General features: G+C 59.1%; 25 protein-coding genes. 10 read left to right on the forward strand and 15 right to left on the reverse strand.

The genetic code is table 11. The features are described 5' to 3' along the window. A partial coding sequence (locus tag L8F97_RS20925) for a DUF2382 domain-containing protein (RefSeq protein ID WP_242154474.1) occupies window positions 1-256 on the forward strand: 256 nt, incomplete at its 5' end. Window positions 257-350: 94 nt separating this feature from the next. Next, entirely contained in the window at window positions 351-1,301 is a 951-nt protein-coding gene (locus L8F97_RS20930) for a phosphotransferase family protein (RefSeq protein ID WP_242154476.1), read from the forward strand. Between the two features lie 56 nt (window positions 1,302-1,357). On the opposite strand, the gene L8F97_RS20935 is transcribed toward L8F97_RS20930, so the two are convergent. The 9 genes from L8F97_RS20935 to L8F97_RS20975 form a co-directional block, all read right to left on the reverse strand. Next, a complete protein-coding gene (locus L8F97_RS20935) occupies window positions 1,358-2,461 on the reverse strand; it encodes a hypothetical protein (RefSeq protein ID WP_242154478.1) in 1,104 nt (367 codons plus the stop codon). 319 nt (window positions 2,462-2,780) lie between these two features. Then, window positions 2,781-3,365 carry a PEPxxWA-CTERM sorting domain-containing protein gene (locus L8F97_RS20940; protein WP_242154480.1) on the reverse strand — a complete coding sequence of 195 codons (585 nt, stop codon included), beginning with the start codon at window positions 3,363-3,365 and terminating at the stop codon, window positions 2,781-2,783. Between the two features lie 351 nt (window positions 3,366-3,716). Further along, complete coding sequence (locus L8F97_RS20945) at window positions 3,717-4,073, reverse strand: hypothetical protein (protein WP_242154482.1); 357 nt, start codon at window positions 4,071-4,073, stop codon at window positions 3,717-3,719. A gap of 37 nt (window positions 4,074-4,110) precedes the next feature. After that, entirely contained in the window at window positions 4,111-4,323 is a 213-nt protein-coding gene (locus tag L8F97_RS20950) for a hypothetical protein (protein WP_242154483.1), read from the reverse strand. 18 nt (window positions 4,324-4,341) lie between these two features. Then, a complete protein-coding gene (locus tag L8F97_RS20955; protein WP_242154485.1) occupies window positions 4,342-6,228 on the reverse strand; it encodes an AI-2E family transporter in 1,887 nt (628 codons plus the stop codon). Between the two features lie 30 nt (window positions 6,229-6,258). Then, on the reverse strand, window positions 6,259-7,524 hold the full coding sequence (locus L8F97_RS20960) for a YihY/virulence factor BrkB family protein (protein ID WP_242154487.1): 1,266 nt from the start codon (window positions 7,522-7,524) through the stop codon (window positions 6,259-6,261). Next, window positions 7,521-7,721 carry a CsbD family protein gene (locus tag L8F97_RS20965; protein WP_242154489.1) on the reverse strand — a complete coding sequence of 67 codons (201 nt, stop codon included), beginning with the start codon at window positions 7,719-7,721 and terminating at the stop codon, window positions 7,521-7,523. Before L8F97_RS20965 ends, L8F97_RS20960 begins: the two co-directional genes overlap by 4 nt. Before the next feature lie 141 nt (window positions 7,722-7,862). Then, complete coding sequence (locus tag L8F97_RS20970; RefSeq protein WP_242154490.1) at window positions 7,863-9,374, reverse strand: PAS domain S-box protein; 1,512 nt, start codon at window positions 9,372-9,374, stop codon at window positions 7,863-7,865. A 392-nt stretch (window positions 9,375-9,766) separates the two neighbouring features. After that, complete coding sequence (locus tag L8F97_RS20975; protein WP_242154492.1) at window positions 9,767-9,943, reverse strand: hypothetical protein; 177 nt, start codon at window positions 9,941-9,943, stop codon at window positions 9,767-9,769. Window positions 9,944-10,121: 178 nt separating this feature from the next. Here L8F97_RS20975 and L8F97_RS20980 point away from each other — a divergent pair, with 178 nt between their 5' ends. Genes L8F97_RS20980 through L8F97_RS21000 form a run of 5 tightly spaced genes read left to right on the forward strand, consistent with a single transcriptional unit; the run spans window position 10,122 to window position 14,426 of the window. Continuing rightward, window positions 10,122-10,409: a hypothetical protein gene (locus L8F97_RS20980; RefSeq protein WP_242154494.1), complete on the forward strand. Its 288-nt coding sequence runs from the start codon at window positions 10,122-10,124 to the stop codon at window positions 10,407-10,409. A 39-nt stretch (window positions 10,410-10,448) separates the two neighbouring features. Further along, window positions 10,449-11,768, forward strand: a complete 1,320-nt coding sequence (locus L8F97_RS20985) for a DUF2254 domain-containing protein (RefSeq protein WP_242154496.1) — start codon at window positions 10,449-10,451, stop codon at window positions 11,766-11,768. After that, on the forward strand, window positions 11,765-12,148 hold the full coding sequence (locus L8F97_RS20990; protein ID WP_242154498.1) for a DUF1622 domain-containing protein: 384 nt from the start codon (window positions 11,765-11,767) through the stop codon (window positions 12,146-12,148). Before L8F97_RS20985 ends, L8F97_RS20990 begins: the two co-directional genes overlap by 4 nt. Window positions 12,149-12,157: 9 nt before the next feature. Next, entirely contained in the window at window positions 12,158-13,120 is a 963-nt protein-coding gene (locus tag L8F97_RS20995) for a mechanosensitive ion channel family protein (RefSeq protein WP_242154499.1), read from the forward strand. After that, window positions 13,068-14,426, forward strand: a complete 1,359-nt coding sequence (locus L8F97_RS21000; protein WP_242154501.1) for a cation:proton antiporter — start codon at window positions 13,068-13,070, stop codon at window positions 14,424-14,426. Before L8F97_RS20995 ends, L8F97_RS21000 begins: the two co-directional genes overlap by 53 nt. 612 nt (window positions 14,427-15,038) lie before the next feature. On the opposite strand, the gene L8F97_RS21005 is transcribed toward L8F97_RS21000, so the two are convergent. Together L8F97_RS21005 and L8F97_RS21010 are read right to left on the reverse strand one after the other, a co-directional pair. Continuing rightward, window positions 15,039-15,446: a BLUF domain-containing protein gene (locus L8F97_RS21005; protein WP_242154503.1), complete on the reverse strand. Its 408-nt coding sequence runs from the start codon at window positions 15,444-15,446 to the stop codon at window positions 15,039-15,041. A 189-nt stretch (window positions 15,447-15,635) separates the two neighbouring features. Then, on the reverse strand, window positions 15,636-16,481 hold the full coding sequence (locus L8F97_RS21010; RefSeq protein WP_242154505.1) for a Crp/Fnr family transcriptional regulator: 846 nt from the start codon (window positions 16,479-16,481) through the stop codon (window positions 15,636-15,638). Between the two features lie 404 nt (window positions 16,482-16,885). Here L8F97_RS21010 and L8F97_RS22920 point away from each other — a divergent pair, with 404 nt between their 5' ends. Next, window positions 16,886-17,635 carry a Crp/Fnr family transcriptional regulator gene (locus L8F97_RS22920; protein ID WP_242154507.1) on the forward strand — a complete coding sequence of 250 codons (750 nt, stop codon included), beginning with the start codon at window positions 16,886-16,888 and terminating at the stop codon, window positions 17,633-17,635. A gap of 647 nt (window positions 17,636-18,282) precedes the next feature. Next, the gene (locus L8F97_RS21020) at window positions 18,283-19,263 is read left to right on the forward strand and encodes a spore coat protein U domain-containing protein (RefSeq protein WP_242154509.1); all 981 of its coding nucleotides are present in this window, start codon (window positions 18,283-18,285) and stop codon (window positions 19,261-19,263) included. A 1,583-nt stretch (window positions 19,264-20,846) separates the two neighbouring features. On the opposite strand, the gene L8F97_RS21025 is transcribed toward L8F97_RS21020, so the two are convergent. Further along, window positions 20,847-21,266, reverse strand: coding sequence for a Fur family transcriptional regulator (locus L8F97_RS21025; RefSeq protein WP_277925120.1), 420 nt, complete (start codon window positions 21,264-21,266; stop codon window positions 20,847-20,849). 397 nt (window positions 21,267-21,663) lie between these two features. On the opposite strand from L8F97_RS21025, the gene L8F97_RS21030 reads away from it, so the two are divergent. Next, entirely contained in the window at window positions 21,664-21,870 is a 207-nt protein-coding gene (locus L8F97_RS21030) for a cold-shock protein (protein ID WP_242154511.1), read from the forward strand. Window positions 21,871-21,872: 2 nt separating this feature from the next. Here the strand turns inward: L8F97_RS21030 and L8F97_RS21035 are convergent, their stop codons facing one another. The 3 genes from L8F97_RS21035 to L8F97_RS21045 all read right to left on the reverse strand — a co-directional run bounded on the left by L8F97_RS21035 (window position 21,873) and on the right by L8F97_RS21045 (window position 25,246). After that, the gene (locus L8F97_RS21035; RefSeq protein WP_242154513.1) at window positions 21,873-23,756 is read right to left on the reverse strand and encodes a putative bifunctional diguanylate cyclase/phosphodiesterase; all 1,884 of its coding nucleotides are present in this window, start codon (window positions 23,754-23,756) and stop codon (window positions 21,873-21,875) included. Window positions 23,757-23,986: 230 nt separating this feature from the next. Beyond that, window positions 23,987-24,625 (reverse strand): N-acyl amino acid synthase FeeM domain-containing protein, encoded by a 639-nt coding sequence (locus L8F97_RS21040; RefSeq protein WP_242154515.1) that lies wholly within the window; start codon window positions 24,623-24,625, stop codon window positions 23,987-23,989. 237 nt (window positions 24,626-24,862) lie between these two features. Further along, window positions 24,863-25,246: a hypothetical protein gene (locus L8F97_RS21045; protein WP_242154516.1), complete on the reverse strand. Its 384-nt coding sequence runs from the start codon at window positions 25,244-25,246 to the stop codon at window positions 24,863-24,865. Between the last annotated feature and the right edge of the window lie 365 nt (window positions 25,247-25,611).

The following is a 25,611-nucleotide window of genomic DNA, read 5'->3' on the forward strand; positions in this document are numbered from 1 at the left end:
GAAGATCAACGTGCAGCGCCGCGCGGTAGATCGTCCGCTCACTGACGCTGACGATACCTTTCGTGAGCGCACCATTGAGGTGACTGCCACCGGCGAGGAAGCAGTGGTCGGTAAGACCGCTCGCGTTGTCGAAGAGGTCGTAGTGTCCAAGACCGCAGGCGAGCACGTTGAGCAGATCGACGACACGGTTCGCCGTACCGAAGTCGAGATCGACGAGGACAACGGGTCGAACATCGATCCGGTAACACGTCGCTAAAACGCCGCTAATTGTCGACTGCCGTGCGGCTATTCGCACGGCAGTCGACCATAATCTTTCGGCTCCCATGAGCCATGCGTGGGAACTCATCACGATGCTGCTGGAGTTCGGGACCGCGCAGGACATTGATGACGTGGGCGCGGGCGCATCCGCTGCTGCCGCGACTGATTGTTGTTTGCTCGACCTTGTCCGGGGGACCTTTCCTGAGCTCGCCATTCAGACGTACAGGCTCGATCAATCCGGCGGTGACCATCTGCTGCTCGTCGTCAACGACAAGCTTGCCTTTCGCTTTCCGCGTGCGGGGATGCACGATCTGCGCCTCGAGATTGAAGTGCTTCAGCAGCTTCGCCACAGATCGTCACTGCAGCTACCAACCTATGATTATGTTGATCCTGATGGTCGCTTCGGTGGCTATCGCTTTATCAATGGCGTGCCGCTGACGACCGAGCGGTTCGGATCACTCGACGTCACGAGGCAGGTAGAGGTCTTGGCTGACGCGGTGCAGTTTCTGATCGCACTGCATGACCTTCCCCAAGCGGAGGTCGAATGGTCTGGCGATTGGCCAAGAACATGGACGGCAGCGCAGTTCGCAGCTCGTTTTCTTGTAGAGCGCCTGCCGATCATGGTCGCCTACGTACCGCAGCTCGCTGGCCCTCTTGAGGCATTCTATGAGAGCTACCGGCTCGATTGCCCGCCACATCTCGCGATCGTCCACGGCGATCTGGTTTGCGAACATTTGCTGATCGATTCCGCAAGATCATCACTGGCGGGGATCATCGACTTCGGGGACGTGGCGCTTGGCGATCCCGCACAGGATCTGCTTGGGTTCTGGAATTACGGGTCTGACGCCGTTGCTCGCATTGTTAAGCGTTATGATCCTTGCAACAACGATCCCGGTCTATTGCACCGGTCGTACAATCACTTTGTCCGCTACCGGACCGATCGCTTGTTTGAAACTCTGCCCCCTGAAACAGGGTTGGGGACGTCCGAGCGCATAGCTGCGCTCCAAGCCCTGCTCACCACTTCCACACAGTACAATCGGTAAAACTCACACGCCACCCCAAAGTCACAATGGTCACGCGCTTAGCAGTGACGGCTGGCTCAAAGTAACCCGTTTGCATCTGCCCAGACCGAGACGGCATGCAGTCCATAGTAAAGGCACATTAAGACTGTCAGGATCATGACGTAGCGGATCAACACCGCCCTGGCCGATGCCCACGGGCCTGATTCTTTGCTGCGGAAGAGCTGCTGGAGGCGCGTTTCGCCCTGTAGGAGGGTCGCGACGAGAATGACAAGCACCGGGATGTGACCCACAACATCGACCATGCCGAACTCCGGCATCGCCATAACAAAAACGCCGGCTAGCAGCACAGCGACGACGCGAACGAGAACCGCACGACCTATCAACAGGTAAAACGACAGGCTGAACTCGACGAAGCCGGCGATCGTAGCGACCGACGGGAAGGGGAAACCGGCGGTGATCCCCGGATGGTGCAGCAGGACAGCGATGGTCCATTGTGGAAACAAAAACTTTTCGACCGCCGTCCACATCAGGCTGAGGCTCAGGCTGCCGGTGAGGATCGACACTCGCCACGACGCCAGACGGAGTTGGCGACGCAACGTCGGTTGACCAAGCGCGACGTAAATCGAGAGCCCGACGAAGAATAGATAGTCGATCATGTAGAACGGGCCGAACCGTGCTACGCCGATGGCGAAGAGCATGAGAAGCCCGGCCGACGCCGCCAGTGACAGCCGCGGCACCAAGACCATGCCAGCGATCATAAGCTGTAACAGGCCGATCCAGTGAGCGCGGTTCACCATCTCTGGCGTAAGAACTGATCCCGTCGCATCGTCCGCCCAGAGCACAACCGCCAGATCGCACCAGAGGCACACTGCATAAACTGCCAAACCGACCCGGACGACGACGTCCACCACAATGCCTCGACGGTCGCCTTCGCAGGTTGCGGGCACGATTCGGGCGAGAAGCGCATCAAGGCCTCCCCCCAATGCTACCAAACCCGCGAAGCCAACCAAGCAGGTAAAGAACAGCTGAGACAGGACTTGGCTCACGGGTACGGGGGGAAGCGACGCATCGATCGGCCCGCAGAACCATTTCACATGGGCGTAAGCAACGTTGGGAAAAAAGAAGAGCGCGAGGACGGCGAGGTAATGCCTCCGTTGCAAGTGGTGTAGGCCATGCTTCACGGCAGCGTCACTCCTACGACGCCTCCAGGTACGAACTTGAGTGAACGAAGGACGCTGAACGCAGCCCGTTTTCAGGTGTCAATCAATAGCCGTGTAGGTTAGAAAGTGTGTGGTTTGCACTGTCCACTTTCCTACAATAGGCCCGACTTTAAGGTCTAACTCGATACCGAACCTTCAACCGCAAAATAGCCCAAATGCGCTGCTTCTTTTAGACTAGCGTATCTGCGCCTCAACGCTATTCCAGCATCGCAGTTTTGCTGACGATGGGGAGCCGCCACTTTATCCAAGCGGCTCCCGTTACTGTCATCAAAGCACGACTTTAGGCGAACGAAACCGTTGTACGGACTTTCGGCCGGCGGCGCATCGCACCACCAACTGCGCCCATACCAAGGATCATCATTCCCCATGTAGCGAGCTCCGGAACAGCACTAATCGCGGTGGTAGCCGTGATTGTCTGACCGGCGGTCGTTTCGAACCCAATGCTGTTGAGTAGTGCGTCCGTAGTGTAAGCGAAGCCATAATAATCTTGGCCTCCAACTGTCGCCCGCAATCCTATAAAGTTATTGCCGAGAGAGTACGGAACCGCAGTCGGTGTCGAGAAGCTCGTATAGCTATCCGATGAGCCAAACGTTACTAACCCCCGATCGGTGAAGCTGCTTGTCGGCGTAGTTGGGATGTCAAGGAAACCACCGAACGAGTTCGTTGCGGCGGGTGCTTGGTTCAGGACGAAAAGCGGGTTGAAAACGTCGCCCGTCGCTCCGAACGAGAAGACATTGCCGAGATACCCAAAAGAGTAGGACCCTTGCGAAAGATCTGCTCCGATCGCGGTAATAACCGGCGCTGCGTGTGCAGACATTGGGATAAAAGTAAAGGCGGCAAAAACTAGAGCGAGTACTGGCTTCACGGCATTTCTCCCGAAAGCGGCTCGAGTAAAACGACTCGAGTCCGCTTCGATATGTTGTAACCCAGCTATCGGCTGCCACGAACATCATAGTTATCAAACATGTTCAACGTTAAGCTACATCCCCGCAATGGCTATCGGTTTGAATTCACAAGGCGTGATTGGATTTAAACACGGCGGACAACCCCTCCGCCGCGTCCGCGCTAAACTCTAGCATATAAACCGTGTATCGCCCTTCGAAGCAGCCGGCCTACCCTTGTTACCTATCTGCGGGACAGGTCGTTGCTTCGCTGCATAAGCTGGCAGCATAGCGCTCGATCTACCGTCGCCGGCAAATGGAGCGATGGCCGGATGTTAGTCCTTCAGCTTCTTACCTGCCTTCTCAAGCAAGGTACCCGTAGCTTCCGCCGCCTTGTCGGCGCCATTCCCGATGGTATTGCCAGCCTTGTCGGCACCGTTGGTGATGGCGCTTCCTGCCTGATCCGCAGTAGCTTCGACGCTGTCACCCGCGTTTGAAAGATGATCGCCGGCACGATCGGCCGCGTGGTCGGTACTCGCATCGATGCGATCACCGGCGTTGCTGGCCGTCGCGCTCATATCTGCGGCAACGGCATTTCCGGCCTGTGCCGTCTGGTCTTGCGCATTCTGGCTGCATGCCGCCAGGCCGGCAGCCGTCGCAAGGGTGACTACGAGTGTGATGAGCATCTTCATAAACAATCCTTCTCTGTTGTAATTCTTTGAACTTGGGTCAGTCATCGAGATCGGGATCGTCTTCCTGCTCGCCGGGCGCGCCTTCCCCGAGCTGCTCGGCCTCCTCCTGCAGGAACTCGAGCAACTCGTCTTCGAGACTGTTCTGAGCGACGAATGCGGCCATGAGGCCGAGCAGGTCCTCCTCTTCCCAGCCTTTCGCATCGGCGAGCTTCTGGATGTCCCTGGGTAGGCTGGCGATACCGGTCATCATGATCCTCTATCTGTGGGGTCAGGCCGCAGCAGCGGCGGTGTTGGAAGTAGACTTGGCGATCTCCACCACGGCATCGGCGAGCGAGCCGACGTAACGGTCCGCTCCGAGCATGCTCTGTATCGCGGCGTCGCTCATTACGGCTTCGCCCTGGGGCCATAGGCCGACGATGATCCGCGCGGTCGGCGCCCGCTCGCGTAGGCGACGGACGAGATAGCGGAGCTGCGCTGGCGAGCCAGTCACCTCCAGGTAGGAGATGGCGATGACATCGATGCCGGCCACATCGAGCATGGCGATGTTCTCGCGCGATGTGGCCTCATTAAGAATCCGGCGAGCTTCGACACCGCGCTGGCCGAGCAGTTGCGCGAGCATGGCGGTGACCGCATCGTCGAACGGACCGGGACCTGCGACGCAGATCGCGTTGACCGTCGGCGCGCTCGGCTCCGCCTGGGTCACGGAAGGGCGCAGATCGTCGATCACCGACAGCATAGTGCGGGCCATGCGAACCGCGCCGGCCTGGTCGATGGTGCCGCGCGCCTGATCCTCGACCGCGAGCTTGAGGCCTTCCAGCACCACGCCATCGTAATAGTCGGTCAGCGACCGGTCGGTCAGCAGCGTCTCGGCCTGGGCCAGCGCCTCATCGGGATTGTTGGCGAGGATACGCTGGTAGAAGCTCTCTACCGGCGTCAGCGCCGGCCGATCGCCGAGCAGAACGTCGAAGAACTCCAGGCTCTTCACGTGCCGGCCCATGACGACGAGGCACAAGGTTAGCGGCGTCGACATGATAAGGCCAATTGGGCCCCATAGCCATGACCAGAAAATTGCCGATACGATAACGGAAGCTGGCGAAAGGCCTGTCGAATGGCCGTAAAGAAGCGGCTCGACGACGTAGCCAGCCAGCACCTCGACAACGACGAAAAGAGCCACCACTTCGATCACCATCGTCCAGCCAGGATCGACCGCAGCACCGAGTGCGGCCGGCGCCACGATTGCTAGAAACGAGCCAATATATGGTACGAAGCGAAGCAGCCCTGCCATGATCCCCCACATCGCAGGCGAGGGGATGCCGATCGCCCAGAGACCGAGACCGATCACGACGCCGAAGCAGGAATTCACCGCGAACTGCGAGAGGAAATACTTGCTCAGCCGTTGACCGGCGTCGTCCATCGCACGGGTTGTACGATGCAGGTCGCTTGAGCCGAACACACGGATGAAACGGTCACGGAGATCCTCCTTCTGCATCAGTACGAAGATGGCAACAATCAGGACGAGAACTGTGGTTTCAAGCGGTCCGAGAATCGGCGAAAGCACGGTCTTGGCGATCGCGAACGGCGAGGCTCCGTCCGAGACGACCTGAACCGGCACAGGTTTGCGAGTGCTGGAAGGAGCCGCGCGTCGCCCGTCGAGACCCGGTCCAGCCGCGGTAAGGGCGGCGGGCTTCGCGGGCTTGCCGCTGCCGAGTTGCTTGGTGATCGAGGCGAGACGCGAAACGGCGAAGCCCTGGACACCTTGGACCTTGGCTTCAATGGTCTGCGCGTATTGGGGCGCGTTCGCGGTGAGTGAGGCGGCTTGACTACCGATCAGGGTCGCCACGAGACCAAGCACTCCGAGCGCTGTTAGCACGGTGATGATGACAGCCGGCGCCCGCCACAGCCGCAGCCGCTGGAGGAAGTTGACGACCGGCGACAACACGAACGACAACATTACTGCGAGCGTGATCGGGATCAGCACTTCCTGCCCGAAATAGAGCGCGGCAATAACGAGCGTGCCGACGGCGACGGCGGCAAGCGTCTTTAACTCGGGCGCGGAGGCGGCCCTGATCTGCGCGGCACCGGGGGTATCCGCGGGGGCCTGATGGCTGCCGGTAACGACATCCTTGTAGCCGGCGACGCTGTCGAGGTTGCTCATGGGAAGGACGCTTTCGTCTTTAGTCGAGTGTCAGCGGGCACGAACGTGGGCACGCCAAGTCAGCAGACCACCGCCCGCAAGACATAGCAATCCGCGTGTCCCAGAGCCGCGCTGCCCGACAAGGGTGAGCCCGATTGCAATCAGTGTCATTGGCACGACACCGAGCTGTACGTCGCCAACATGACGGCTGATCCGGGACGCAGCGATTCCTGCAACCACGGGAGCAGCCAGCGACGGTTTGCTCGGCACCGAGGTATCATGCTTCGCGGGTACGGCATCGCTGTTGGCATCATGAGATGGCATGTCGTCGCCCGCGGCCGTCGAGTCCGCCATCTTGGCGCCGCGCTCGCCCATCGGCTTGTTTGGCCCCGTGGTTGTGTCCTGCACGGTCTGGCGCTCGATCTCGGCGTTCAGCTCGGCGCCGAGTAGCATCACGAAGGCGGTGACGTAGAGCCACATCAGAAACGATACGACCGCGCCGAGCGTGCCATAGGTGGCGTTATAGCCGGCGAAGTGGCTGACGTAGAGCCCGAACAGGAAGGTCGCGAGCAGCGCCACGACGCTGGCAAAAACCGCGCCGGGAGTCAGCCACGTCCATTGCGCGTCCTGCCGGTCGGGTCCGTAGCGGTAGACAACCGCGACCAGAGCGCTCGCGACGAGCGCGGTGCCAAGCCAGAGGCCACCAGTGACGAGCGGCGCCACAAAGGCAGGAAGGTGGATCACCGTGCCGATAAGGCTCATGGCGCTGATCGCGAGCATGGCGACAATCGCGACGAGCACCGCACCCAGGGTGAAGGCGAAGGAGAGCCCAGTGGTGCGCAGGAAGTTGCGTGTTTCTCGCTCGTCATAGGTGACATTGAGCGCGCCGATCACCGACGTCGCGCCACGCATCGCGCCGTAGATCGCGAGCAGGATGGCGATGATAAGGCCGACGGTGCTGCGGGTGACCGGGGTCTCGGTCATGCTCTTCATCTGGTCGGCAACGATCTTGGCGGCATCGGTCGGCAGGATGCGCGTGAGCGTCTCGAGATGGCCGGCGACGTCCGCCGGCGCGGCGACGATCCCGTAGATGAGCACGATCGCGGCCAGCATCGGCACGAAGGCGAGGAAGCTATAGAAGGCGACACCCGCGGCGAGGAGGCTGATATTATCCTCGTTCGTCTCCTGCCAGGTGCGGACCGCGATGTCGCGCCACCCGGCCTTGGGGATCTCCCAGAACTGGCGCGCGCTGCGACCGCGCCCGACATGGGGTGCGGTCCCGCTGACATCCGGCGTCGTGATCGAGGCGGCGGTCATTGCCGATCCATCTCGGCGCGATCGTCGTGGACGTCGGCGCGCTTTTCCGCTTCGGCACGGAGCTCCTTGGCCTCGGCCGCGATCTTTTCGGCCGCGCCTTCGTGGATCGCCTTTGGGTCATCGGTGATCTTGCCGATCGCTTCTTTGATCAAGCCGCGGGTGTGGTCGGCGTCGGTTTTGGGCGGCTGATCGGGCATTGCGGCTGCTCCTGAAGGTGCGGGATCGGACAGGAACGCATCCGATCCCACATCGTCCAAGCTAAGAGCAGACGCGGCGCGCCAAAAGAAACAGGTGCTTCAGTCGGGGTGGGACATTTGCATCAGTCGTTCAAAATCCCGTCACGATCTGCTAGCCGGCCTGAACGGTGCCTTCGCCAGTCCACGCTCGCGTGCCCACACGATCGCCGCGCCGCGCTTGTTGACCCCGATCTTGCCGTAGATGCGCGAGACGTGGTTGCGCACGGTGGTGCGCGACATGCCGAGCGTCAGCGCGATGGCCGCATCATCCTCACCCTGGCAGGCGAGACTCAACACCTCCTTCTCGCGCGCGGTCAGCTCGGTGATCTCCTTGGCGGGCGCACCAGACTGCTGCGCGCGGAGATTGGCGAGTTTCTCGACGACGTTGCGGCTGAACCAGCTCGCATCGGCCATTACCGTCTCGATTGCGGTGACCAGTTCCAGCTCCGATTGGCGCCGTTCGGTGATATCCTGAATGACCCAGAGAACGCTGACGTCACCAGCCATATCGACCGTTGCAGCGGAGACAAGGCAGTCGAGCAGACCCCCATCGCTCATCCGCACCTTGGCGTCGACGTTGCGGATACTGCCGATCGTCTCGACATGCTCCTCGAGCCGACGCCGGGTCGCGGCCGTGTCCCACAGCATGATCTCGCCGGCGGTATGCCCAACAAGATGATCGTCGGCGTAGCCGGTCAAGTCTTGGAAGGCGCGATTGGCGTGGAAGAGCATGTGCCGCTTTCGGGAAGCGACGACCATCGCTACCGGCGCGAGCTGGAACGCCTGCTGGAACCGCTCCTCACTGTGTCGCATCGCGGTCTCCGCTTTCCGGCGCGGCTCGAGGTCTGCGAAGGTGAACAGCATGCAGTTCTGGTCCGCATAGTCGATCGGCTGCCCGGCAAGGATGACGAGCTTGTCCGTACCGTCGGGCAAGGTCAGCTCGGACTCCATCTGCGGCACAGCGCGCCCTTCCGCGAGCCGTTCGTGCGCGACTTCGCGGTGTGCGGCGCGACCGAACAGGTCGACCTCGTAGACGGTGCGGCCGACGAGCCGGTCGCGCTCAAAGCCGGTCATATCCAAGAAGCCTTGGTTGGCCTTGATGATGCGCAGGTCGGACAGGCGCCCGATCAGCGCAGGCGCGGGGTTGGCGTTGAACGCCTGCGAGAAGCGCTCCTCGGCATCGGCCCGCTCGGTGACGTCGAGCATCACCAGCACGAGACATTCGGGTTCGCCCTCCTTGTCAACGAGCACAATGCTACGGATCTGATGGACCCAGCGCGCCTCGTTCTCCCCGGCCGGCGCCACCTCGACCGTCACCTCGTTAAAGGTCTCCCCCGATATTACCCGCTCGATGGGATACTCGCCTGCGTCGAGCTTGTGGTTGTTGCGGTAGCGCAGCTCGAACCGGCGCCGATAGTCATCGACCGTGCCGCCCAAGCCATCGAGTGTCGCGACGCCATGCATTTGCAGCGCGGCGTCGTTAGCCCACAGGATCGTCTGGTCGGGATCGATCAGCAGAACGCCTTCGCTCAGGCCCGCTACGACCAACTGCAGATTGCCGAGATCGGCTACATCCCTGATGCCGGCGAGGTTGGCTGCCGCTTTATCCGCCATCGACGATCCTTCCGGGTGTAGCGCGAGACCCGATGCCGAGCGACCGATCGAGCGTAGCATGAAACGATGTGCCCGCGACATCTGCATCAAGCCATCTGATGAAGTCACATCTTTGGCGCTACGATCACCCGAGCATGGCGCGCCGCTGCGCTTGGGCGCGGTTGCCGTGCAAACAGGCACGCTGGTGAAGCTCGTACGCGTCCTGATGCTCGGGCCGGTTTGGCTCGTCCTGTCGCTGGTAGCACCACGCCTCGCTCCTCAGGCAGTGCCAAAGGGCGAGGTTGTGGCCGGCTAGGCGAGGAAGCAGCCGGGCATCGCCCATCTCGTGCCATGGTTCATCATTGGTTTCCTCGCCTTAGTTGCCTGCCGCTCGCTGGGCTTGGTTCCGACCGTTACCATAGCCCAATCGGTCGCATCGCGACGCTGCTGACGGTAGTGTCATGGCGGCACTTGGCCTCGGGGTCGATGTACGCGTCGTGGCTAAAACGGGTGGGCGTGTAACGGCTGCGGTGGTCCTGTCGCTGCTCGGCTTGGGCGCGATCAGCCTGACTCTGCTTGCCGTTCTTCATCTGGCGTGATCTCCGACTATCAACCAGCCGCCTGAGTGCATGCATTCTGGCTCTGCCGCCGTTCCTAGTCTGGTGATGGCGGCGGCGGAGTAAGCGAGCTACACCTGCTTCGAGTCGCTATTCATTCGACACCGCGTTTGAAAGCGGCGATGCTTCACCTTGAAAAGGGGACGATGCCATGAAGACGACCACCGTTGCGCTGCTCGCTGCGAGCCTCGCCTTAGAGCTTGCCGGCTGCGCGAAGAGCGGCGACGAGAAGCTTGCCGACCGGGTTGAAAACCATGCTGACGCCCAGGCAGACGCGCTCAAGAACCAGGCAGCTGAGTTAAACGCGGAGGCCAAGCAGGTTCGCGAAACTGGCAAGCAGCGTGGCGATGCAATCGATGCCGCCGACCTCAACACCCAGGCGATGAGCAACGAGCAAAAGGCCGCGATCGTCAACGGGGCCGCGCCTGCTGTACGATAATCGCGTTAGAGGTGGGGCGTCGACGAAAGTTCAGCCCTCTTGAACGCCCGCCTCCGCCAATTCCTGGTCGCCGTCGGCGAGACATTTTGGCTGCTGCCGGCGCTGCTGGTGGTCGTCGGCATTCTGCTCGCGGTCGGGCTTGTCGAGCTCGATCGCAGCGGTCTCGTGCCGCACTGGCTGATCGACAGCCCGTTCCTGTATAACGGCGGCGGCACCGGCGCGCGTACACTGCTGGGAGCCGTCGCTTCGTCGACGATCGGCGTCGCAGGCACCGTGTTTTCGATCACCATCGCCTCGCTGTCCCTGGCGGCGGGGCAAATGGGTCCGCGGCTGCTACGCAACTTCGTAAAGGATCGCGGCAACCAATTCACGCTTGGCGCCTTCCTGGGTACTTTCTCCTACGCTTTGATGGTGCTCAGGAGCGTCCGGACTCAGGGTGAGGGTCCGTTCGTGCCGCATGCCGCGCTGACTGCGGGCATCCTGTTAGCCTTCCTGTGCGTGGGGGTACTCGTGTTCTTCGTTGGCCATATGGCTGGCCGGATCAATGTCGACACTGTCATTGAGTTGGTGAGCGAGGACGTTACCCGCGCGATCCGACGGTTGACCAGTACCAGCGCGCCAACCCACGTCGCGGCGCCGACCTTCACCGATGCCGTCGCGGCCGTTGCCGATCCGCGCCGCGGCTACCTTCAGGAACTCGACGCCGACCAGCTCGCCGGTTGGGCGGCCGCGCATAACTGCACGATCCAGCTGCTTGTCCGGCCGGGCGACTACGTCTTCCCCGGCGCGCCGATCGCGCTGGCCGAGCCGACACGGGATGGTATCGAACCAGCGATCCGGCGGGCCACTGCGCTTGGTGGGCAAAGAGTCAGTCGGATCGATCTCGAGTTTGCGGTACGCCAGCTCGTCGAGATTGCGGTGCGGGCGCTGTCGCCGGGCATCAATGACCCGCATACCGCGATGAGTGTGCTCGACCGGATGGGAGCGGCGCTTTGCGACATGGTGCCGCGTTACCTGCCGCATGGCCTGATCGAGCGCGACGGCCGGGCCGTGCTGATCGTACCCACAGTCGATTATGACGGGTTGGTCGACGCCATGTTTCATCTGATCCGCCAGAACGCCGCGGGAAGTGTGGCCATTATGATCCGGATGCTGGAGGTGCTGATCGCAGTGACAGGCGTCGAGCGCGTTCCGGAGCGGCTACAGGTACTGCGTCGCCATGCCGACCTGGTACTGAGCGACGGCGAGCGCGACGTCACTACGCCCGCTGACCTCGACGACCTCAAAGACCGGTATCGCCGGTTCATCGCAATGCAGACGATCGGTCCGATCAGCGTACTGGAGCGTGAGACGGGATGATGGAACTGCTCAAGCTGGCGACTCTGTGGCTTGCGGCCGGCGTCGAGGCAGCGGCAGCGCTAGTGATTGGCTTGGCCGCAATCGAAGCGTTTCTGCGGGCGCTTACGCTGTTTGTGCCCGGTCGGCTGGGCTGGGACGAGCCAGACGCCAAAGAGGCCGTGCGCCTCAAGCTTGGCCGCTGGCTCGCGGTCGCGCTTGAACTGGAGCTGGGCGCCGACATCCTGCGCACCGCCGTAGCGCCCACCTGGACCGAGATTGGTCAGCTGGGCGCAATCGTGGTGCTACGGACCGCGCTCAACTTCTTCCTTCAAAAAGAGATAGACGGCGCTCAGGCACGCCGAACCAGCTTGCCGCCTTCGCCCGCCACTCCCGAACCATAGGAACCAACCATGCATTTCCTTGGCATCGACTGGGTGGGCGTCAACGCCGATAATGGGCGCAAACTGCTGCTGTCACTTGCGTTTATTGCTATTGTGGTGCTGGCGAACCGGATCCTGCGCGGTCTAGCGAGCCTCCTGCTACGCCGCGTCGACCACTCGACCGTGCAGGCGCGGTTCTGGACCCGGCAGGCGATCAGCCTTCTCGCTGCGATCGTCTTAATCCTGGGGCTACTCTCGATCTGGTTTAGCGACCCCACTCGGCTCGCGACCGCGCTGGGGCTGATGTCCGCCGGCCTAGCATTTGCGCTGCAACAACCGGTGACCGCGATCGCCAGCTACTTTGTCATCCTGCGCGGCAATACGTTCACCGTTGGCGACCGCATCTCAATGGGCGGCGTGCGCGGCGACGTGATGCGGCTGGGGTTCATTCAGACGACAATCATGGAGATGGGCGAGCCTCCCAGCGTCCAGGGTGCTGACCCCGCCATGTGGGTCAAAAGCCGCCAGTTCACTGGCCGCATCGTTACGGTGAGCAACGCCAAGATCTTCGCCGAGCCGGTGTTCAACTATACCCGCGACTTTCCCTTCATCTGGGAGGAGATGGCGATCCCGATCACCTACCAGGCCGACCGTGCCAAAGTTGAGGCGATCATGCTGGAAGCGGCAAAGCAGCAGTCGATCGATCCGGACTTGCTCGCGGCCGAGTATAAGGAAGGCTTGCAAGCAAGGTTCGGGGTCGAGCCGATCGACCTGGTGCCCCGCGTGTTCTACCGCATCACCGACAACTGGCTCGAGCTGACGGTGCGCTTTATCGTGCACACCCACGGCATCCGCGGTGCCAAGGACGCGATGAGCCGCACCATCATCGGCGAACTCGACAAAGCCGGCATCGGCATCGCCTCAGCGACCTACGATATCGTTGGCTTCCCGCCTATCCGCATACGCCCTGAAGCTGTTGCTCCAGCCAAATGATGCCAAGGAGCACCCGCATATTTCCGTGATCCACGGCGTTTCAATCACGCCTTTCGATGCTGCCGCGATCCTGATCGTGCTGGCAGCTATTCTCGGGTTCATCAACAACCGCTTTCTGCATCTGCCGCAATCGATCGGGCTGACGGTGATGGGCGCGGTTGCGTCGTTGCTAGTGGTGGGCATCGACCGGCTGCTGCCTGGCGGTAACCTCAGCCGTGACGTGGCGCGTTTTCTCGACGGAATCGACTTCCACCGGACGTTGATGGACGGAATGCTCTCGTTCTTGCTGTTTGCGGGCGCGCTGCACGTCGACTGGCGCGAGATGCACCGCGGTCGCTGGGCGGTCATCGTCCTCAGCACCGTCGGCGTACTGCTCTCGACCATTCTCATCGGCTGTAGCTTTCACCTGCTGACCGGCGTCATGGATCACCCCGTGCCGCTCCTCTGGTCGCTGGTGTTCGGAGCGCTGATCAGCCCCACCGATCCGGTTGCCGTGCTCGACATTCTCAAGCGCACCGACGTGACACCCACCCTGGAAGCGACGGTGGCAGGCGAGAGCCTGTTCAACGATGGCGTGGGCGTGGTGGTTTTTGCGATCCTGTTCGCGGCTGCGGCCGGAAGTGAGGCATTCTCCATTGCAGATGCGTCGGTTCTGTTCCTTCAGGAAGCCGGAGGCGGAGTGGTGCTTGGCCTGCTGGTCGGGTGGATCGCGGTCCAGGCGATGTCACGAATCGACGAGTATAAGGTCGAGGTGATGATTAGCCTGGCCGTCGTAATGGGCGGCTATGCCTTGGCTAACAAAGTTGGCGTGAGCGGACCTGTAGCCATGGCGGTAGCCGGCCTGCTCATAGGCAACCACGGTGTCGCCCATGCGATGAGTGCCACCACCCGCGATTACCTGCTCAAATTCTGGTCCGTCATCGACGATCTACTGAATGCGCTGCTGTTCCTGCTGATCGGGCTCGAGGTGGTGACGATCCCGTCGGAGGTGTCGCTGATCGTCATCGGTGCCGCAGCCATCCCGCTCGTACTCTTGGCCCGAGCCGTATCCGTGCTGGTCCCGCTCGTGGCGGTTAAGCCGTTCCTGTCGCTCGGTCGGATGGCACCGGCGACGCTGATCTGGGGCGGAATGCGAGGCGGCATCTCTGTCGCGCTCGCGCTCAGCCTACCGCACTCGCAAGCACGCGATATCGCGCTGACCGCAACCTACCTAGTCGTTCTGTTTTCGGTGATTGTCCAAGGGGGCAGCATCGAACGCGTGTTAGCGGTGATCTCTAGAAGGGCGCAGCACCGCAATCGTCGCTAAAATCCTGATTTTCAGCCGTCGCATATATCCCTAATTTTGCGACGGAAAAATGTCTACACATGGTGGCAAGCCGAACGTCAGCTTTTGCGTCTGTGAGTCTCGCATCAGTTGTAGCTATTGGCAGCGGCAAGCTGGTGTCGGAGCGGACGGCAAACGATCGACCATAACTTACCGCGTCACTCGGTGAAGAACGGACGGCACGAACAAGGTAGCTATTGGTTATGTCCCCGACGGGAGTAATCATGAACGACGTTAGGATAGCCGCCGCAGGCCTTTTAACTCAACAGGACCTGGATCGGCTTGGGCCTACCTTCAATTGCGCTATCCCGGTCGTAGACGACGGCATGTTTGATGACCTGCTGGCTCAATTAAATGAGATACACATCGAGCCGCTCGGCAAGGGCGCGTTTGTCAGAACAGCGCGAGACTAGGGCGATAAGAACCTCTCATAGCTGTCGAACAGTATCGGCTGACTTGTCGCGTTTGCGCTACCTTCATGCGTCGCCCCGAGAGTTGCTCCGTTCCGCGACGATGTCCCGATCGAAAATCAGTTAGCGCAGTCGCATCCGTGTCGCGGTCAGCAAGTCTGAGATTGCGCTATCGGATCGTAGGTCAAGTATGCGCCAGACCAGACAAAATCCTGACGAATTGATTTATCCTCAGCGTGAGCGTGTCGCTCTCGCGAGAGATCAGGTTGCTCACTTGGTTTGACATATAACTTGAAGGGCCCGCGTAAGCCATCGTCCAATTTGGAAAAACTCGCCGGTGAATGCTGCCCTCGCGGAGTATTCTGACTTCGCTGTGGCGGTCGTCGCGCTCGATAGATCCCATCAACTCGGTAAGCGCAAAAGCTGACCCCTCCAATATCTGAGCATAGTTTGAAACTGTAGATGCAAGAGCACCAGTAACGTCCAGAGCGCGATTTCGCGCCGTTGCAACAGCAACAATATGCTCATCTTCATCACTACCTAAAACCTTTTTGCTGACGTATATTAAAGACACGAGATTTCTCTCTAACATGTCAGTTCCTATGCAATGAGGTGGTGGCGCTCCCGTTTTTCTGTTTACTTTATGAAAATAAACCAAATACCATTAGACGTTTCTGGCATAACTATATAGTCCAGCTCTTACTTGCATGATCTGCGCTATTTCATTGTTCTGTCGTGTAATTTTAAACAATCGAGCGCATTGTCAGATCGCTGATCTATATTACAAAGAAGGGATCGAGAAACGTTCCACCGGGTTTCGTAACAAGCGCTTCTCGCTTGACGCAGTGCCTGGCGGTAGTTCCCGAACGTACTCTTCAGCGATGGTTTCGAGTCGTAGATATTCTGCTCGAAAACCGCACAGCATACTTAGTCCCGCCCAGTCATGAATTGTCACCCGGCGGTTTTGCACGCTGACAAGTCCCATCGCGCGCAAGGAGCGCATGGTTCGGTTTACATGGACGGCCGTCATGCCAAGCGCATCAGCGACAAGCTCCTGCGTGAGCGGAAATTCAAAGCTGTTTCCCTCTGCCTTGCCGACGACCCTAAGTCGTACCAGCAGTTCGCACAGCAGATGGGCAACGCAATGCATCGCAGAACGACGAGCTATCGATGTCATGCGTTCCATGAGCATCGAATTTTCGACTAGCCCGAGCGACCACAAAGCGACGGCAACGGGAGAGTGGGATGCGAACAAAGCGTTGACCCGCGCCCGGGGAAGTACCGCGACCCGTCCGTCCGATACCATCGTCATCCCGTAATCGCCGCGATCAAAGCGCAGGACATCAAGGTTACAAATGTCACCGGGCACGAGCAGCGCCGAGATGAAGCGGGCGCCCTGCTCCATGATCTTGTAGCGAACCGCCCACCCATCGACGAGGACGTGTAAAGCGTCAGCATGGGCGTCAGACCCCAGGAGCTCAGTCCCTGCACTGACCTCTCGAAAGGTACTACACGCGCGCTCCAGGGCAGTCCGGCTGGCTGCGTCCAAGTCCGCCGAGATCCACAAACGCGTTGCACTCAGCTTTAAACAGTTTGGCGTGTCCGTACTTACAGCTGAGCCGGTCACGAGCCTCGCTCAATGCGGGGAGACGCGTCCGCTATCGCACGTTCTGTATAGGCTTTTGCGAGTTGCCGATGGACCTCGGCGGCTTCGGACGTCTTCGCACGCTGAGCCTGCTCAAGTTCGGCTAATGCACGTTTGGCAAAATAGACGCTATCGTCTAGCATTGTCTTGGCCCCTGGTTTTACTGGTCTTTTGCCTTTCAATCGTGACTGAATGAACCCTTCCGGCGAGAACGGTCCGCTGGCAGACCAAGAACTGTCCGCTAGCAGACAAACCGTCATCGCTAACCAAACATTGCATCGTATTTTTGGCGGACTGATCTATATCAGCTAGATCACTTGCACGTATCAGGGCGCAAGAGACCGAGAGATGCAATGCGCTCCCGCCCCAGCAGAAAAGGGGCGCCCGTGCCTAATCCCACCCAGGCATTCGTCCGTAATTACCTATTGTCAAAAATGCCGCCGGAGGATTTTGCTATCTTGCAGCCGCACCTCCATGCGGTACCGTTCACAAAAGACATGCTGGTCGAAGAGAATGACGCACCCTTCGAGCACATTTTCTTTCCGAGCACTGGTGTCACCTCGATCATGGCAATTACCCAAGCAGGTGATCGGGTCGAGGCAGGGCTTTTCGGACGCGAAGGCATGTCGGGGATGCCAATCCTGCTTGGGGCCGATCGTTCGCCCTTGAAAACGATCATACAAGTGCCTGGAGAAGGCTATCGCATGGACGTGAGCGCGCTACGGGATGCAATCGAACAGAGCCCACCACTTCACGCGCACCTCCTCAAATTCTGTCAGGCGATGGCCGCGCAAACCGCCTTTACGACACTTGCCAATGTCACTCATCCTGTCGAGGTGCGGTTGGCACGCTGGCTGTTGATGGTTCACGATCGCACCGACGGCGACGACGTCAATCTCACGCACGAGTACATGGCCGTCATGCTTGCGGTGCGCCGCCCTAGCGTCACGACGGCTCTGCATATCCTGGAGGGGAACCACTTTATCAAAGCGACCCGCGGCATCGTTACGATGCGGGATCGGGGCGGCCTTGAAGACTTTTCGGATGGTTCTTACGGCAGGCCGGAGGCGGAATATAACCGTTTAATAGGAGCTTTTTTCAAAAGAAGAGCATCCCCCGGCACCGCGATGACGTAATCGGGCTGCTTTGTTTAAGGCTTCCCTGGAGGCCGAACGGCCAAGTTTGGGCATTAGCCGAACGGCTGCTTTCCCAATGTGACGCACAAATTCTAAGTTTCGAGCGCCTCGTAAGTCCCACCTTTTGCGACATGGGAATGTCGTGTTTTGGTGGTGAACCGTCCGGCGGCTTTTCAGGACAGCGGAGGCAAAGGGACGCGAAACTAACAACGCATGCGCAAAGGTGCCGATGAAAACGGCTCGATCAGGCCAACGCAAAGCGCTCCGCCGTCCAAGTAAGCGCCGGTCATCTATAATGGAGTTAAGTAGCTCACCAGCGTAGAGACTTGCGTGATTGATTTTTTGGCGTTGTGCCTGTCAGCAATAAGTCAGAAACCGGCGTCGGACGGGGCTGCCGCGCCGTCGGCAGCAACTCCCGCCTGCAGTCCTGATGCTCCATCAGCAACGCTGAGTTACAGTGTTTCTGGGGTGAAGCAGAACGTAACTGTATGCGGCGAGCCGATCAAGATTGATCGGGCGAGTTCGCCCTCCAAGTCATCCAAGCCGCAGAAGGCGAGGCGGTGACCCTGTACGCAAACGACGTTAGTGGTCCGAACCGCTCGTCTCGAAGGGCGTGGTTGATCGCACTTATCCTAGGGATCGGGGCATTGTTCGCCAATCCGGCTTCAGCGTGTGACGTCAGCCCGAGCATTGCTACGAGCCTAGGCTCATTCTCTCCCGCCGCTGTCAGGGCTGCGGCTGTACCAGCCCTGCAAAGCCGGGCTGGACTCACCTGTTCGTCCGGCGTTCTCACGCTGCTAGGCGGCAACTACATCAGAGCGACGTTCCAGAGCAAGAATGGGCTGACGCTGAAGCAGGCTGGAGGCGCTGGTACTGCGATCTCTTACGTCTTGTCGGCTGATCCGGGCGGCACCGTTGTTGCGACGCAAAACGGCACTATCGACTACATGCAGAACAATCTGCTGAACATCCTCGGCTTGTTGGGCGGGAGTTCAGCAGACCTACCTTTCTACGTGAAGCCGAGCGCAACCTCGGTGCCGCCCGTGGGCACGTACACCGACAGCGTTACGATCAAGTGGAACTGGTACCTTTGCCAAGGTGTCGGAGCTCTCGGACTTTGTGTACTGAACGAAGACAAGGGGACGGGCCAGACCGTTGTCGACATCACGCTCACGGTCACGCCGAAGAATATGGTTGTCAGTACCAGTAGTCAGACAACGTGGGATCCGATCAACAACACCTCCTCGCCCAAGGCCATACCGGGTAGCAAGCAGCGCATCAGCATTTCGATGAACAATCCGGATATCGTTCCAACCGATACCGGTATCACTGTCGTTGTTCCAGTTAACAACCGGCAATCGCTGGCTTTGGATGGCGACGGTACCTCTGGAGGATCAACAGCCATCCAGTCTACGACCGGAACTGCAACTTCGCTCACCTATAGCTCTGCAGCAAGTACGAGTGATGACGTTGATTTTTCATCCGACGGGGGCGCGACATGGGTTTATGCACCTGTGCAAGGCGATCTTGCTTCGCAAAAGATCGTAAACGCAATCCGGTTCCGCCCAAGAGGTGGCTTGGCAGCCGGCGCGACCTTCGTCGTGTCTTTCCCGGTACTTACTCAATAGCCGCGAGCGTTGAAAAGCCGAGGCGCGATTGAACCGCTGTCTTCGCACTAACGACTATCTACTGGGTCGCAGCCGTCGTGTTCGACAACGCACTCATGGTATTTGAACGGCAGCAATCAATCGGCGTCGGGATATCTTGTATGGCAAAGATTGGGCGCTTTCAGCTTGGCTGCTTTTCTTCCCGATAGCTGCCGGTCGGATTGACTCGCCCTCGTTCGATCACTTGGACGGCTGTAAGGGTCACCGCTTGAAGGTCGATCCCGCTTTCTTCTATCGCGGCGGCGAAGCGGTGCGATCAAACGGCAGAGCGAAAGCGAAAAAACGCCGGTTAATCAGAGAGACAGCCGAACCCGCTACAGCCCCCTCGCCAGCCAAGGCTGGGAGTCCCCTCTCCCGATTTATGGTGGTGTGGTTGGGTCGGATCGTTCGCATCGGTCCGATCCAACCTTCACCGTTATCGTGTGTCTCGATCGCTGCAATATCGTCATCAGTATCGGGAACGGCGATCACAAGAGCGTCGAGCTTCTTCTGCGTCGCCCGCACGCAACACCAACTGCGTGAAGGTAAGACTGGCGATTTAGAGCAATAGCGTAAGCGCCGTTTCCGAGAACACTTGCGCGACCATCAAGCAGACGATCGGAACGGCATTATGCCAGCGGAAGTCAAATGGGTCGGTACACTTGCGACGCCGACGCCAGAGTGCGCGCAGTGCTAAAAAATCAGTTCGTCAGTGACTCAGCGGCTATTTACTGGAAATCTGCTATATTGATGCAGATCAGGGGGCGGTATGCGTAACGAGCAGTTCAAAACGGTCGGAAAGTTCAGCGAACAAGCACGGAGCCAGTTGGTCGCCACGTTGACGAGGATCTACCAACCTGAACCCAGCAGTGCCTGGCTAGATGACTTGCTCGGGCAGCTTGATTCTGCTGAAGCAACCCGGCCCGTGAACTCTACAGCCGTTGTCCAGCCGATCACCGAATAAGCGTTGCCGCGGAGAAGAAGACAGGCGAGCCTGGACGCGCAATACGGGGCGCCGCTGTGGCTGCTCTTCGGGAATGCCTCTCGGCGCAAGCTCCGGCCCTTGACCTGCTCTTCATCCCGAGTGAACGAACGTCTGCTGTTGAGAAATCGAGTCCACGGCTCAAACGTCCACAAGTGGGTGATGTTTGCCGGGCAGCTTTTCCGCCCGATAGTTGCCGGTCGGGTTTCAGGCGATCCGATCGGCGCGGGAACCTCGGAACGGCTTGAGGTGGTGGACAGCCGCCCGTCTGCTTACAGCGGCCAATCGACGCCTGTGGATGAGCGTATTTCGGTTAATCTCACCAGCGAAAGGTTGGGCGTGGTCGTTGTATAATGCCACAAGTGCCTGCCAAGCCTCTGCAGGACGCAGCCTTGCGCTTTGATCCGATATTGCGTGCGGCCACAGCGTGTCGACAAATACAAGAGTCAGCTTGTTCGCCATCGGGATAAGAAATGCCACGCCACATCCGGCAGGCCGTGCATTATGCAATCGCACAGACTTCGGCAGAAATTCTCTGGCATATAGTCAGACCATATTTATTTATTAAATAGGCACTACCCTTTTAAAGGCACCTTTTGCAGCTACCCCGAACTTCGATGATCGCGTGGTCACTATAAAATTCCGAACGCTGGGCTAATTGTCGAATGCTTTCGGCAATGTTCTGTTCGTCAACGTGAACTGTACGCCCGCAGATATCGCAGACAAGTAGAAAGCATTCGCGTGTCGAACCGGGGTGCGGACTGATGATGTACGCGTTCACGCTTGCAACTTTAGTTGCCAGACTGGCGGACATAAAAAGATCAAGCATTCGGTAGACCGAATTGGCCGCAACACGGGGATGGCACATTACCGATAGTTGCTCGGCGAGGTCATAGGCGCTGACGGGCTTGGCAGCGTTCAAAAGTGCCGCGAAGAGTTGTCCTCGCATTGGCGTCCACCGCTTGCCCGACCGTTCAAAAATGTCTCGTGCAGCGAGCGTCAAAATCTCCCTTTGACGAACGCCGTGCAGTATTTTTGTTCGACTGCGTCATACGCGGTACCGGATGTCCACAGATGAAGAGTGGACGTTGGCAGCAAACCGCGAAACCGTAGGTTAGCTCTCCGGAGTAAGTTCTGTGAGCTTCGCACGCCTGGATCTCTCCGGACCTTGTCGGTTGATAGGGTCCCTCCGCCGCCGTGCAGCACCTGCTCTACAGCGTAGCGTGCATCGGGGGGCATCTTTCCAACAAGCACGTGCTGACCTACAGAGACGCTGCTGACGTCGCGTGCGACGGATATTCGGGCCGCTCAGGCTTCCCCTTGTCCTCTACTAGCCTCACCGAAGCCGGGATGCGCCACTGTGGGAGCATGCCTGTCAAACTCAGGATAAGGAAATCCACATGATCACCGGAACTGTGAAATTCTTCGACGCCACCAAGGGCTACGGCTTCATCGCGCCCGAGACAGGCGGCCCGGACGCCTTCGTCCACATCACCGCGGTCGAACGCGCTGGCATGCAAACGCTCGATAAGGATCAGCGCGTCTCATACGACTTGGAGCAGGACCGCCGCGGCAAGATGTCAGCCGTCAATCTCCAGGCAGCCTGACCTCAAGGCCGGACGGCGGTCGTCGTCCGGCGTTCTTGCCCGGTGCGCCTGTCTCGAGGCTCATGCCTTGGGCTCGCCTCAATAAGCTTACCGACGGCCGATGCGGCCACCGGTTTACTGAACAAGTAGCCTTGGCCGATGTCGCACCCGATCTGCAGCAAGGCATCTCGCTGCGTGACCGTCTCCACGCCCTCCGCGACGGTCCTTATGCCGAGGGCACTTCCCAATCCCACGATCGCACGGACGATCGCGCTATCGCTGGTCGAGGGAGTGCTCACGAACGATCGATCAATCTTTAGAACGTCGACCGCGAACTCCTTAAGGTGCGCAAGCGAGGCGTACCCGGTCCCAAAATCGTCGAACGCGATTGTGACTCCGGCCGCACGCAACTCCGCAGTGAGCTGCGCCACCTGCGCGCTGTTGTTGTTGAGGATGACGCTTTCGGTAATCTCGACCTCAAGGCACGAAGGCGGTATTCCAGCTTCCTTGAGCCGGCCAAGCAGCTTGCTGGCATAGTCTGTCCGGTAAAACTCCGCCGCCGAGGCATTGATAGCAACACGCTCAAATGCAACACCCGCTATGAGCCAGATCTTTATATCGGCGAGCACCTTTTCCTGCATGCGCTCTCCGAGGGCGATCGCAACGATCGGGTCGTTTAAGGCAGCGGCGATGCTATCCGGCGTCTGTACGCCACGCCCTTCGTGGTTCCACCGAAGCAGGGCCTCGAAGCCGATGATCGCGTTGGTGCGCAGATTGACCTTGGGCTGGTAGTAGGGAAGGACGAGATCGCGCTCGAGCGCGTCGCGGGCGATCGAAAGCATCGACAGACGCTGCTGCATCTTTTGCCGCATCTCGCCCCGGAACTGCCTAAGGACACCGCCTCCCTGCGCCTTGGCCGCATAGAGCGCGAGATCGGCGTTCTTCCGCAAAGTGTGGCTCTCCGCGCCATCCGACGGGTAGAGCGCCAAGCCTATGCTCGTGCGACATTGAAGCGTTAGGGCTTCGTGGTGGAACGGGAGATCGAGCCTCGACACCGCCTCGTTGATCGCGGCGAACAATTCCTCCGCGTCGGAACGAGCGAGAAACAAAGCGAACTCGTCGCCTCCCAGTCGGCCCGCCATCGCCGAGCCGGCGGGGCTGGTGCTCAGGCGGGCCGCCACCTCCTTCAACAGCAGATCGCCAACGTCGTGGCCATGCTGATCATTGATCTGCTTGAAGTCATCCACGTCGAGAAGCAGCAGCGCGACTTGGGAGCTCACACGGCCCGCTTGCTCAATCGCATCTTCCAGCGCGGTGAAGAAGGCAGCACGGCCCCAGATACCAGTAAGTCCATCATGGTCCGCAGCCCACTGGACGGCGTCTGCCGCCAGCTTACGTTCATGAATGTTCTCGATTGTGCCATACCAGCGCAGGATTTCGCCGGAAGGCAGCCGCAGCGGCGCCGCCCGGGAACGGTGCCAGCGGAAACTGCCGTCGCTCATCCGCATCCGAACCTCGTTGTCGATCGGATGGCCGAGCGATGCGTTCCGTCGCCACATCATCGCGATCTTCTGCCGATCGTCCGGGTGCACCGCGGCGAAGAAGCCTTCTCCGCGGGCAGTTTGTAGGCTGAGCCCGGTCATTTCCAGGCCACGCTCATCAACATCCAGAATCCCGCCGAGCGGATCTGCGGTCCACGCAATCAGGGAACTGAGCGCGATTGTGTAGCGGTACCGTTCGTCGCTCCCTGGTGCATGTAGCGGCGTTGCGCTGGCGGTGGTTGTCGCTACGTACGGATCTGGATCGTGCGCGAGCACCGGCGAAGCCGATGAAAGGTACTGCAAGTACAGTCCATCAGGTTCCTCTCCGCTCCCGCGCTCATCCCAGCCAAAGCCATAACGATCCATTTTCAGCACCTTGCCGAGGAGCGCGTATCAACGCGACCCTCCCACAATAGCAAAGCGTTCTTAAAAACTTGTGAGAGAAGAAAAGCTCGGATCTAGCAGATCTACAACGCTCTGAGGCTATAATGGGCCTGCTCGTGACCACAAGCGAACCGCCTGAAAGGTGACGGCAGCTATCAGGAAAGAAAGCAGCCTGATGATGAGCGGTTTGGCCGCTTTTGTTTTTGCGGCGCTTACGACTGGCCGATCATCCTGCCGTGAAGACCTTCCTCCTCGCGCGGCGAGAAGAAGTACGCGTAAAGGGAGCGTGTTGAAGCGCTGTCACCACGGCCGGCGTGCTGAGCGATCTGTTCGCGAATATGCGCAACGCTCAGCCACATTAACTGCGCGGGCGCGGCGACCGAGGTATTGTCTTTGAGGGCGCCAATGCGCTTGAAGCCGAGCATGCATTCGTAAAAGCGGACATGTCTTGGATTGACCTCGATAAAGAGGTCGGTGCAGCCGTATGCATGCTGCCCATAGATAAAGATGAGATGGAACAGCGACGCGAGCATCGGCTTAGACGGTTTGGCCGTATCAAAGGCAAACTTCGTTAGCTCACAAACGCTGGCGCCTGGACGTGCGCGAAATTCATCAATGACGTCTTTGAAGAGATGATCCGCCGCCAAACCGTTTGCTGAGTCGACCGCCAGCGTGATGGTTCCTAACAATCCTCCGTTCGATGACGCGGTAAACGTCGCGTGGCTCGGCGATTTGGCAATTTTATGATTGTCGCCATATCCCCGCCATGAGTACATCCTGTTGAGCAGGAGATTTGCAGTATTCCGTTCATGGTTCTTATTAGCTAGCCTAATGGTAATAGGCTGATCCATTACGGTATCATAGAATCTGACAAGATCCGCATTGATAGAGCACTTAGGGTCTTCTGCGTCAGAAAATTGATCTATAGGAACAGTATCAGATACGATTTTACTCAAGTACATGACGCCCCCAAATCCAGCGCTGTCTGGATCTCACAAATTCTGATGTGTTCAGAATGGGGCCGAAACGTTTATTTATTGCTCAAGGACAAGGTAGACATAATCCCAACTAGGCTGGATTATTCGGTGTTAACTTAGATACACCAACCTGCCATCAAGACGCGCGCAACGAACCTTTCGCCGCAGAGCTTGATCGAGGATCTTTTGGACAACGCCACGATGTTGCGATTCGGGCCAGTTTTGCGAAGATACGGCGTGAATCATAATCTGGTCAGCGCGACCCGACGTGCTCACATCGGGATTGGTCTGATGGGCATCGCTTGACGCGCCTTCTGCGACCTTTGCCGCGGCGTTCCGCTCGGCCTGAGCAAAGTACCGGCCGTCCCACCAGTATTCAGCTGATGCCCCGGGCATTTCAAATCCATCGGAGAGGCTGGCTCCAAGCTCAGTCTCAGCAGCTTCCCAGCCCGCTTCGAAAGCGTCAATAACCTGGTCAAGGCCTGATACGATCATAATCTTCTCCTCAGGAAGTTCCTGCAACCAGCCATGAGAAGCGTTTAAACTTCCAACAGAAGCTGAGGATCCATCCTTCACCCCAATTATAGTCGGCTTCATGCCGTTTGGGGTTGTTACTTACGTATTCTCCCGAAATATATTTGTCTAAATAAATTTGATCCAGGCTCTGTTAAAAGATGGTGAATTATCTGTTAATAAGCTTCCATGGTGATTTATCGATCACACAGCGATTAACCTATGATGCTTGATATGCATTATGGATGCTTAGCCTAGATCTATGCACTCGTGGGGATTGTAAGAAAGTCTTCCCAACCGCTCCCCGCTGCTTGATTTAGAAAGCCGTTGCAAAGCCTGGAATCATC

It is taken from the genome of Sphingomonas sp. BAUL-RG-20F-R05-02, from assembly GCF_022662305.1.
In the GTDB taxonomy this organism is placed as follows: Bacteria; Pseudomonadota; Alphaproteobacteria; order Sphingomonadales; family Sphingomonadaceae; genus Sphingomonas.

Coding starts and splice junctions, on each gene's coding strand:
- L8F97_RS20975 (WP_242154492.1), bottom strand. CDS start 9,943: ATGAAGAACGGCAAGCAGAGTCAGGCTGATCGCGCCCAAGCCGAGCAG.
- L8F97_RS21035 (WP_242154513.1), bottom strand. CDS start 23,756: ATGGATCGTTATGGCTTTGGCTGGGATGAGCGCGGGAGCGGAGAGGAA.
- L8F97_RS21005 (WP_242154503.1), bottom strand. CDS start 15,446: ATGTTAGAGAGAAATCTCGTGTCTTTAATATACGTCAGCAAAAAGGTT.
- L8F97_RS20960 (WP_242154487.1), bottom strand. CDS start 7,524: ATGACCGCCGCCTCGATCACGACGCCGGATGTCAGCGGGACCGCACCC.
- L8F97_RS20990 (WP_242154498.1), top strand. CDS start 11,765: ATGATGGAACTGCTCAAGCTGGCGACTCTGTGGCTTGCGGCCGGCGTC.
- L8F97_RS20950 (WP_242154483.1), bottom strand. CDS start 4,323: ATGATGACCGGTATCGCCAGCCTACCCAGGGACATCCAGAAGCTCGCC.
- L8F97_RS20965 (WP_242154489.1), bottom strand. CDS start 7,721: ATGCCCGATCAGCCGCCCAAAACCGACGCCGACCACACCCGCGGCTTG.
- L8F97_RS20970 (WP_242154490.1), bottom strand. CDS start 9,374: ATGGCGGATAAAGCGGCAGCCAACCTCGCCGGCATCAGGGATGTAGCC.
- L8F97_RS21045 (WP_242154516.1), bottom strand. CDS start 25,246: ATGATCGTATCAGGCCTTGACCAGGTTATTGACGCTTTCGAAGCGGGC.
- L8F97_RS20980 (WP_242154494.1), top strand. CDS start 10,122: ATGAAGACGACCACCGTTGCGCTGCTCGCTGCGAGCCTCGCCTTAGAG.
- L8F97_RS21030 (WP_242154511.1), top strand. CDS start 21,664: ATGATCACCGGAACTGTGAAATTCTTCGACGCCACCAAGGGCTACGGC.
- L8F97_RS21040 (WP_242154515.1), bottom strand. CDS start 24,625: ATGGATCAGCCTATTACCATTAGGCTAGCTAATAAGAACCATGAACGG.
- L8F97_RS20930 (WP_242154476.1), top strand. CDS start 351: ATGCTGCTGGAGTTCGGGACCGCGCAGGACATTGATGACGTGGGCGCG.
- L8F97_RS20995 (WP_242154499.1), top strand. CDS start 12,158: ATGCATTTCCTTGGCATCGACTGGGTGGGCGTCAACGCCGATAATGGG.
- L8F97_RS20955 (WP_242154485.1), bottom strand. CDS start 6,228: ATGAGCAACCTCGACAGCGTCGCCGGCTACAAGGATGTCGTTACCGGC.
- L8F97_RS20945 (WP_242154482.1), bottom strand. CDS start 4,073: ATGAAGATGCTCATCACACTCGTAGTCACCCTTGCGACGGCTGCCGGC.